Annotated in this window: 7 protein-coding genes; 6 read left to right on the top strand and 1 reads right to left on the bottom strand. The window is 65.1% G+C overall.

Going from position 1 to position 7,250, the window contains the following annotated elements; translation table 11 throughout:
- Nucleotides 1–18: 18 nt before the first annotated feature.
- On the bottom strand, nt 19–621 hold the full coding sequence (locus tag EOC93_RS06715) for a CDP-alcohol phosphatidyltransferase family protein (RefSeq protein ID WP_127204185.1): 603 nt from the start codon (nt 619–621) through the stop codon (nt 19–21).
- Between the two features lie 298 nt (nt 622–919).
- On the opposite strand from EOC93_RS06715, the gene EOC93_RS06720 reads away from it, so the two are divergent.
- The 6 genes from EOC93_RS06720 to EOC93_RS06745 form a co-directional block, all read left to right on the top strand.
- Nucleotides 920–1,909 (top strand): sugar phosphate isomerase/epimerase family protein, encoded by a 990-nt coding sequence (locus tag EOC93_RS06720; protein ID WP_127204186.1) that lies wholly within the window; start codon nt 920–922, stop codon nt 1,907–1,909.
- Nucleotides 1,910–1,953: 44 nt separating this feature from the next.
- On the top strand, nt 1,954–3,012 hold the full coding sequence (locus EOC93_RS06725) for a substrate-binding domain-containing protein (protein WP_127204187.1): 1,059 nt from the start codon (nt 1,954–1,956) through the stop codon (nt 3,010–3,012).
- Between the two features lie 69 nt (nt 3,013–3,081).
- Nucleotides 3,082–4,608, top strand: a complete 1,527-nt coding sequence (locus EOC93_RS06730; RefSeq protein ID WP_127204188.1) for a sugar ABC transporter ATP-binding protein — start codon at nt 3,082–3,084, stop codon at nt 4,606–4,608.
- 16 nt (nt 4,609–4,624) lie between these two features.
- Nucleotides 4,625–5,602 carry an ABC transporter permease gene (locus EOC93_RS06735; protein WP_164759061.1) on the top strand — a complete coding sequence of 326 codons (978 nt, stop codon included), beginning with the start codon at nt 4,625–4,627 and terminating at the stop codon, nt 5,600–5,602.
- On the top strand, nt 5,599–6,474 hold the full coding sequence (locus tag EOC93_RS06740; protein WP_127204189.1) for a MurR/RpiR family transcriptional regulator: 876 nt from the start codon (nt 5,599–5,601) through the stop codon (nt 6,472–6,474). Before EOC93_RS06735 ends, EOC93_RS06740 begins: the two co-directional genes overlap by 4 nt.
- A partial coding sequence (locus EOC93_RS06745; RefSeq protein ID WP_245461383.1) for a ribokinase occupies nt 6,471–7,250 on the top strand: 780 nt, incomplete at its 3' end. The genes EOC93_RS06740 and EOC93_RS06745, both read left to right, overlap by 4 nt.

The raw sequence follows: 7,250 nt of genomic DNA on the forward strand, positions 1-7,250 counted from the left end.
GCGGACGCGACCGGAATTTCAATCGTCGCTCCCGTTAAGGCCGCTGCGTATCCGGTTGATGGCGGTCACCAGTGAGAGTGTAGCCATTGCCGGAAACACAAACGGCGCGATCGCCGCGATCCACAGGCCGCAGGCGATGAGGAAGGCGATGATGCCGAGCGCCAGCGCCCGGTCGCTCTTGCCGAACGGCCCGGCATAATTGCGCCCCGTGCCGGCCGCTATGCCGAGCACGCCTGTGAACTCCACGATGATCGCCGCGATCGCGAACGCGACGACGCCCCAGGCTGGGAAGATGACGGCAAAGGCCAGGATCAGCGCGAGGTCCGAAACGACGTCGCAGAGCTCGTTGAGGTACATGCCAAGCTTCGAGGCCTGACCATGCTCACGTGCGAGCATGCCGTCGACGGCATTCAGCGCCATGCGCGCAAACAGCACCACCGGCATCAGCAGGAAGACCGCGCGATGGCCGGCAAGGGCCGCGACCAGAATGCCGGTGGCGAGCGACAGGGCGGCGGCCAGCAGCGTGATCTGGTTGGCGGTGACGCCAGCCACGGCCAGCCGGTCGGCGAGCGGCCGCAGCTTGGCCTGAAAGGCCGGTTTCAGCGCATAAAGCGTCGGCATGTGCGGAACCCCCCGGCCACAACATAGTGCCAACGACGATGATCAATTGGCGCCCAAGACGCAAGGGCTGCGAGCGGTTGTACATGGTTACGATCGGCGGCGCCGGACAGATCATTTGAGAGCTAAGCCCTAAGGTTCCGGCGCGGCCACCACTTCGAGGCCGAGCTCGTCTGCGGCCGCTATCATGCCGGATCGAAACAGCGTCCGCCGCTTGGTCGCAGCGGATGGCTCATCTCTCGAATAAGAACTTTACAAATATCCTAAAATATGTGAAGTTATGTCCATGGAAGGGTCATCCATGACAACCAATCGTTTCGCCACGCGCCTGAATTCCTTTGCCTCGCGGCCGCAGGCCGAATGGCCGGATCTTGTCGGCAAGCCGTCGATGCTGCAGATGGCGGCGCGTGCGGCGAAGGTTGCGGGGCTGACCGACCTCGACTTGAATTTTCCCGACCATGTCGGCGAAAAACCTGCAGAAGTGGCGCGAAAGCTCGGCGATCTCGGGCTTTCGATCAATGGTTTCGCCATGCGTTATTATTCCAACCCGGCCTTCAAGCTCGGTGCCTTCACCAATCCTGATCCCGCGGTTCGCCGCGAAGCCATCGACCTGACCAAGGCCGGCATTGACGCAGCGCGCGAAGCGGGCGCCAGTCTGATGACGCTGTGGCTAGGGCAGGATGGCTTCGATTATGCTTTCCAGGCCGATTACACGACGCTGTGGCAACACGAAATCGATGGAATCTGTGAAGTTGCGGCGCATGATCCCGATTGCCAGATCAGCCTCGAATACAAGCCCAACGAGCCGCGCTCCTACAGCCTGATGCCCGACGCGGCGACGACATTGCTGGCGATCCGCGAGATCGGCCTGCCCAATCTCGGCGTGACGCTCGATTTCGCTCATGTGCTCTATGCCGACGAGCAGCCGGCCTTTGCCGCAGCACTCGTGGCGCGCCATAGCAAGCTGCTCGGGGTGCATCTCAACGATGGCTACGCCAAGCGCGACGACGGCCTGATGGTCGGCGCGGTGCACACGCTGCAGACGATCGAGCTGCTCAGGCAGATCCGCCGCGACGGCTATGCCGGCGCCATCTACTTCGACACGTTCCCCGACATGACCGGGCTCGATCCGGTCCACGAATGCGAAGTCAACATCACCACCGTCAAGCGCATGCTGCGCGTCGTCGATCGGCTGGAAAAGGACAACCGCCTGTCCACCGCCGTCGACCGTCAGGACGCGGTCGCGTCGCAGGCCATCATCCAGGAAGCCATGCTCGGACCGGACAGCTGAGGCTCCGGCGGCATAGACCGTTTTTCAACAAGGGAGGAAAGACCATGAAATTTCTGCTTGCCACCGCCACCGCTGCACTGATGGCGCTGTCCATCGGCTCGGCTTTTTCCGCGGACCTCGCGCCGCTCAATTCCGACACCGAGAAGGATCGCATCGACTGGTCGCAGCTCGAGGCCAAGTTCGGTGCGTTCCCCAAGCTGCCCGACGGCACCAAGGCGGGCGCCGTCTCCAAGACGCTGACCAACGAATACTGGCGCTCGCTAGGTGAGGGCTACAAGTCGTTTGGCGACCGCGTCGCTGTCCCGGTCGTCTACCAGGCGGCGCAGAGCGAGGGCGACCAGCTCGGCCAGCTCACCATCGCCGAAGGCCTGGTCACACAGGGCTACAACGTGCTTCTCGTTTCGCCGCAGACCGACTCCAACCTGCAGCCGATCATGGAACAGGCCAAAGCCGCCAACGTGCCGGTGGTCAACGTCAATGACGCGGTCATTCCGCAGGCCGAGCACTATGTCGGCAATGTCCAGCGCGACAACGGCGTGCGCGTCGCCAAATGGTTCATCAAGAACCGGCCGGATGGCGGCAAGGTCGCCATCGTGGAAGGCCAGGCCGGCGTCTATGCGGCCCTCCAGCGCACCGACGGCTTCAAGACCACGATCACCGAAGCCGGCAAGTTCGACGTCGTTGCCAGCGTGCCCGGCAACTGGGATCGCCAGACCTCCTACGACGCGGCCACCAACATCCTGCAGCAGCACCCCGACCTGATCGGCTTCTATGCCAACAATGACGGCATGGCGCTGGGCATCGTCGAAGCGGTCAAGGCCGCCGGCCTGCAAGACAAGGTTGCCGTCTTCGGCACCGACGGCATCTCCGACGCCTATGCCTCGATCCGGGCCGGCGAACTGACCGGCACGGTCGACAGTTTCCCCGTTCTGACCGGCGAGGTGGCGCTGGAATCGGCGTTGCGACTGGTGGCCGGGCAGAAGCTGCCGCGCGTCGTCGCCACGCCGCAGGCGCTGATCACCAAGGACAACGCCGACCGTTACTCCGGCGCCGGCGACGCCGTGCGCAAGGCGCTGCTCGAGGACGCGGCAGCGGGCAACTAAGGGCACAAGGGCGGGTGCCGGCAAGAGCATCTCGCTCACGGCTGGCACCCTTGCCCGGAGAACGAACCAATGTCACCCCGGCTGCAATTCGAGGGCATTTCCAAGACGTTTCCGGCCGTGCGGGCGCTGAGCGATGTGTCCTTTTCGGTCGGCGGCGGCGAAATTCATGGCCTGCTCGGTGAGAACGGCGCCGGCAAATCGACGCTGCTGCGCATCCTTTCGGGGGTCTACAGGCCGACGGCGGGAAGCGTGCTGATCGACGGCAAGCCGGTGACGCTGAGCAATCCGGTCGCCGCACGCGCCGCGGGCGTCGCCATGATCCATCAGGAATTGCAGCAGGTGCCGCACCTCAGCGTCGCCCAGAACATGTTCCTCGGCCATCCGCTGACGCGTGGCGGCATCTTCGTCGCACGGCGCGAGCAGGAACGCCGCGCTGCGGAAGCCCTTGCGGCCATCGACCCAACGATCGATCCGGCAGCGCCGCTCGGCAGCCTGAAGGTCGCGCAGCGGCAGATCGTCGAGATCGCCCGGGCGCTACTCGATCGCGCGCGCATCGTGGCGATGGACGAGCCGACATCGAGCCTGACGCCGAAAGAATTCGAGCGCCTGGCCGAAGTCATTGCCGGCCTGGCCCGCGACGGTGTCGCGGTCGTCTATGTCTCGCACAAATTGGACGAGGTGTTCGGCATCTGCCAGCGCGCCACCATCATGCGCGACGGCGTCGTGGTCGGGTCCGTCGATCTTGCGCAGGTGTCGGAAAAAGCCGTCGTTTCGATGATGGTCGGCCGCGAGCTTGCCCAGGAACAGCACCGCTCGCACACCTCCAGCGAGGTCAGGTTGAGCGTTCGCGGCCTCGCCTCGCCGACCAAGGTCCATGACGTCTCATTCGACCTGCATCGCGGCGAGGTGCTGGGCATTGCCGGCCTGGTCGGCTCGGGCCGCACCGAACTGCTGCGGCTGCTGGCCGGCGCCGACCGCGCGTCATCAGGCGCGGTCGAGATCGACGGCAAGGCGGTAAAACTTTCCAGTCCGCGCGATGCCATCGCCGCCGGTATCGGCCTGGTGCCGGAGGAGCGCAAGCGCGAAGGCATCGTGCCGCTGCGCTCGATCTCCAGCAATATGGCGCTGGCATCGATGGGCGTGTTCGCGCCGCGCGGCGTCATCGATCACACCAGGCTGAAACGGGTCGCGGCCGAGAAGATGAAGCGGGTCAATCTCAGGCCGTTCCTGCTCGACCGGCCGATCCGGCTGTTCAGCGGCGGCAACCAGCAGAAGGCGATCATCGGCCGCTGGCTGGCGGCGGGAACGCGCATCCTTTTGTTCGACGAGCCGACGCGCGGCATCGATGTCGGTGCCAAGGCGGAGATCTACCACTTGATCGAGGAGCTCGCCGCCGAAGGACATTCGGTAATCGTCGTGTCGTCCGAGCTTCCCGAGGTGATCCGGCTAGCCGACCGCGTGCTGGTCATGCGCGACGGCACGGTCGCTGCCGAACTGGACCGCGCAAGCCTTAGCGAACAGGCGATCGCGGTGCACGCAATACCCCAATCGGAGATTCAGGCCGGCACGGCGCAAGGCCATCGGGCCGGTGCATAACGGACAGGACCAGCGGATGACTGATATAACCGAACGCACAGCAGCGCGCCCACGGGCGGATTTCCTGCACCGGTTTTCCGTGCGCGACGCCGGCACGCTGATCGGCCTGGTGGTGATCCTCGCCGTCTTCGGTGCGCTGGTCCCGGGCTTCTTTGCCGAGCGCAACCTGATCAACATCCTGCAGCAATCGAGCATCAACGCCTGCCTAGCGCTGGGCATGACGCTGGTGATCATCTCGGGCGGCATCGATCTGTCCGTCGGGCCGACGGCAGCCCTTTCGGCCGTCATCTCTGCCTCGATGCTGGTCGCCGGCGTGCCGTTTCCGCTGGCCATCGCCGCCGGTTTCGCCATCGGCCTCGTCTGCGGCCTGCTCAACGGCGTGCTGGTCGCTTATGTCGGGCTGCAGCCTTTCATCGTCACGCTGGGAACGCTGAGCACCTACCGGGCGCTGGCGCTGATCTATACCGGCGGCAATCCGGTGCTCGGCCTGCCTGCCGGCTTCCGCGCCATCTTCAACGGCGCGCTGTTCGGGCTGCCATTGGCGGTCATCATCGTGGCCGTGGTCGCGCTGATTGCCTGGATCATCCTCAAGAAGACGCCGTTCGGCGAATATCTGCTCGCCGTCGGCGGCAATGAGGAGGCCGCCTACATAGCCGGCGTGCCGATCGCCCGCACCAAGATCGCCGCGTATATGATCTCGGGCCTGCTTGCCGCCCTTGCTGCGCAGATCCTGATCGGCCGGCTGGGTGCTGCCGAGCCCATTCTTGGCAACCTCTGGGAGCTCGATGCGATTGCCGCGGCGGCCATCGGCGGCGCCTCGCTGATGGGCGGCAAGGGCAGCGTGGTCGGCACCATCCTGGGCGCCGTCATCCTCGGCACCATGCGCAACGGCCTGACATTGATGAATGTCCAGTCCTTCTATCAGCTGCTGGCAACTGGCCTTATAATCCTCGCCGCGATGCTTATCGATCGCGTGACGAGGGGACGTGGATGACCTTGACCAGCCTGGATCTGAAAGCAGTAGGACCGCGGATCCGCATGATGATGCCGCATCTGACGCCGCTCGAGGCCAAGGTGGTGGAAACCGTCTTCGGGAGGCGCGGCTTCGACGAGACCATTCCGCTCAAGCAGATCGCCGAAGAAGCCGGCGTGTCGGAGGCGATGGTCGTCAAGATCGCCAAGAAGCTGGGCTTTTCCGGCTATCGCGACTTCCGCACCGCCGTCTACGAATACAGTCGTCTGCCGACCGCCGAAATGCACCAGGAGCTGTCGGTCGACGACAGCTCGGCCGAGATCGTCCAAAAAGTGTTCCGCACCTCCATCCAGGCACTGGAGGAGACGCTGGCCATCCTCGACATGGACGATTTCGACCGCGCCGCCGATCTTCTCTATCGCGCCAAGAACCGGGATTTCTACGGCGTCGGCGGCTCGGCGCAGATCGCGCGCGACGTCTCGCATAAATTCCTGCGCATCGGCATCCGCGCGTCCGTCTACGACGATTCGCACATGATGCTGATGTCGGCCTCGCTGCTCGGCGCCGACGACATCGCCGTCGGCTTCTCGCATTCCGGCAACACCAGCGCTGTCATCGATGCCATCCAGCTCGCCCGCAAGAGCGGCGCGCGGACGCTGGCGATCACCAACTACGACAACTCGCCGCTGGCTGATATCGCCGACATCGTGCTGTGCTCGACCGCGCAAGGCTCGCCGCTGATGGGCGAGAACGCGGCGGCGCGTATCGCTCAGCTCAACATTCTCGACGCGCTGTTCGTGGCGGTGGCCCAGCGCGATTACCAGGCGGCGGAGCGCAATCTCGGCCGCACGATGTCGGCGGTGACGTCGAAGCGCCGGGACAGGGGCACATGACGCCACCGAGACCGCTGGTCACCGTGTTCGGCAGCCTGCATTACGACATCATGGTCGAAGCGCCTGACCGCCCGCGCAAGGGTGAAACCGTGACCGGCCATGCCTGGCAGCCGAAATGCGGCGGCAAGGGCGGGAACCAGGCTGTCTCGGCGGCACGGGCCGGCGTGCGCGCAGCGATGATCGGCGCGGTCGGCGATGACGATTTCGGCCGCGCGCTTCTCGACAATCTCGGTCGCTGCCGCGTCGACAGCCGCTTCGTGCGGGTCGCGCCTGGCGCCGGCTCGGGCATGAGCGTGGCGATCTTCGACGACGGCGGCGACTATGGCGCGGTGATCGTCTCAGGCAGTAATCTCACCTTGGGTGAGAAGGACATCGCGGCCGCGACCGAAATGGTTGCGCAAACTGCGGTGCTGCTGCTGCAGAACGAGGTCCCGGAACCCGCCAACATCGCCGCAGCGCGGGCGGTGAAGGCGCATGGCGGCCGCGTCGTGCTCAATGCCGCACCCGCCCGGAAACTGTCGGACGAATTGGTCGCGTTGGTTGATGTCGTGATCGTCAACGCCATCGAGGCGGAATTTCTGGCCGGCGTTCCGGTCGTCGATGCGCTCGAGGGTGCTGCCGAGGCGGCACGCATGCTGATCGATTTCTACCCGGCCGCGATCGTCACGGCCGGCGGGGAGGGCGTTGCCTATTGCGACCGTGACGGTCAGGCGTTCGCGCTGCCCGCCATCCCGGTGGAGGTCGTCAGCACCCATGGAGCCGGCGACGAGTTCGTT

Source organism: Mesorhizobium sp. M6A.T.Ce.TU.002.03.1.1 (genome assembly GCF_003997275.1).
In the GTDB taxonomy this organism is placed as follows: domain Bacteria; phylum Pseudomonadota; class Alphaproteobacteria; order Rhizobiales; family Rhizobiaceae; genus Mesorhizobium; species Mesorhizobium mediterraneum.